This window comes from Pseudomonas sp. NPDC087817 (assembly GCF_044742875.1).
Lineage (GTDB): Bacteria > Pseudomonadota > Gammaproteobacteria > Pseudomonadales > Pseudomonadaceae > Aquipseudomonas.
Genome location: NZ_JBIUVJ010000161.1, coordinates 1 through 2,339, shown reverse-complemented (window position 1 = coordinate 2,339; position 2,339 = coordinate 1). Strand labels below are relative to the sequence as shown.

2 protein-coding genes are annotated in these 2,339 nt (G+C 59.3%); both read right to left on the bottom strand.

Annotated elements, in window-relative coordinates; genetic code table 11:
- Positions 1 to 187: 187 nt before the first annotated feature.
- Entirely contained in the window at positions 188 to 877 is a 690-nt protein-coding gene (gene cmk, locus ACIONG_RS30350) for a (d)CMP kinase (RefSeq protein WP_015093983.1), read from the bottom strand.
- A partial coding sequence (gene aroA, locus ACIONG_RS30345; RefSeq protein WP_401304700.1) for a 3-phosphoshikimate 1-carboxyvinyltransferase occupies positions 874 to 2,339 on the bottom strand: 1,466 nt, incomplete at its 5' end. The genes aroA and cmk, both read right to left, overlap by 4 nt.

The window sequence follows — 2,339 nt, the reverse complement described above, 5'->3', positions numbered from 1 at the left end:
TTGGAGCCTGCCTGAAGGTTCAGGGTTTTTAGGCTTTCTTCAAAGAGTTCCGCAAAGCTTTCGCTCATTTTAATTCCTGTAGATGAGGGCGAAGAATACGCCCATCTCCACACCCCAGACGGTGTGGGTTAGTTTCATTTAAAAGAAGCGCTGCAGGACTATGACTGGTCCCCTGCGGCCTTCTTGGTCACCCGGCGATATCGCGAATGGCGATCTCGCTCATGATGCGTTCAAGCACCTGATCGATGGACAACTCCGTGGAATCCAGCTGTATCGCGTCGGCCGCCGGTTTGAGCGGGGCCACTGCGCGCTGGGTGTCACGCTCGTCGCGTGCACGGATCTCATCTAGCAGACTCGACAGACTAACACCCTCGACTTTGCCCTTCAACTGCAAATATCGACGGCGCGCCCGTTCCTCGGCACTGGCAGTCAGGAAAATCTTCAGCGGTGCATCGGGAAAAACCACCGTACCCATGTCGCGACCGTCGGCTACAAGGCCCGGCGCCTCCTGGAAAGCACGCTGGCGCTGCAGCAGCGCCTCGCGCACAGCCGGCAATGCAGCCACTTGCGAAGCGCCGGAGCCGACGCTTTCGGTGCGAATGACATCGCTGACCTCGTCCCCTTCCAGAATGATCCGTTGCAATTGACCGTCGGTCGCCGCAATGAATTGAACATCCAGATGAGCGGCAAGTTTCTTCAACAGCTCTTCATTGGTCAGGTCGACACCATGGTTGTGCGCAGCAAACGCCAGCAAACGGTAAAGCGCACCGGAATCCAGCAGATTCCAGCCAAGACGCTTGGCCAGAATCCCGGCAACGGTGCCTTTGCCCGAGCCGCTTGGCCCATCGATGGTGATGACCGGTGCAATGTTCTTCACGACTGAGCCTCTTGTGCCACACGAATACCGACCTGACCGCACAACGCGAGGAAGTTCGGGAACGACGTCGCGACGTTGGCGCAATCATGGATGCGGATCGGTGCAGTGGCGCGCAAGGATGCAACGCTGAAGGCCATCGCGATACGGTGATCGCCGTGACCATGCACTTCGCCGCCGCCAATCTGGCCGCCGTCGATGATGATGCCGTCCGGAGTTGGCTGACATTTGACGCCCAGCGCCAGCAAACCGTCCGCCATCACCTGAATGCGATCCGATTCCTTGACCCGCAGCTCTTCGGCACCAGTCAGCACGGTGCGCCCTTCGGCACAGGCAGCGGCCACGAACAGTACCGGGAATTCATCGATGGCCAGCGGAACCAGCGCTTCGGGAATCTCGATACCCTTGAGTTTAGCTGCCCGCACGCGCAGGTCAGCCACAGGTTCGCCGCCGACTTCACGTTGGTTTTCCAGAGTGATGTCCGCGCCCATCAGACGGAGGATGTCGATGACGCCGGTACGGGTCGGGTTGATGCCGACGTGTTCAAGCACCAACTCCGAACCTTCGGCAATCGAAGCAGCCACCAGGAAGAACGCCGACGACGAGATGTCGCCTGGTACTTCGATATGAGTAGCGGTCAGCTTGCCGCCGGACTCGACCGAAGCCGTCGCACCATCAACGCTCACCGGGTAGCCAAAGCCACGCAGCATGCGCTCGGTATGGTCGCGGGTCGGCGCAGGCTCGGTAACCGTGGTCTTGCCTTCAGCGTACAGACCGGCGAGCAGCAGGCAGGATTTCACCTGAGCACTGGCCATCGGCATGGTGTAGGTCAGACCTTTGAGCTTGTGGCCACCACGAATGATCATCGGCGGACGACCTTCAGCGGCAGTTTCGATCACGGCGCCCATTTCACGCAGTGGATTGGCCACGCGATTCATCGGACGCTTGGACAGCGAAGCATCACCGGTCAGGGTGCTGTCGAAGTCCTGCGCGGCCAACAGACCGGACAGCAGACGCATCGAGGTACCGGAGTTGCCCAGATAGATCGGGCCCGGCGCAGGTTTCAGGCCGTGCAGGCCAACACCGTGAATGGTCACGCGGCCGTGGTGCGGGCCTTCGATGACCACGCCCATGTCGCGGAATGCCTGCAAGGTTGCCAGGGCGTCTTCGCCCTCAAGGAAACCTTCGACTTCGGTGACGCCTTCGGCCAGCGAGCCGAGCATGATCGAACGGTGGGAAATGGATTTGTCACCCGGTACGCGAATCCGACCGGACAGGCGGCCACCAGGTTGAGCCAGGAAGATCAGATCGTTGGAATTCATAGCGTCCACATAGGCCCTGCGGGCCAGGATTTTACTGAAATGCTCGCGGGCAACCCGGGCGCGAGTGATAACGCAATAGATTTGTTGAGCATACGATTCATCTACAGTGTCTGTTTTGGATTTGTTTTGGCTTCTTATTGTTT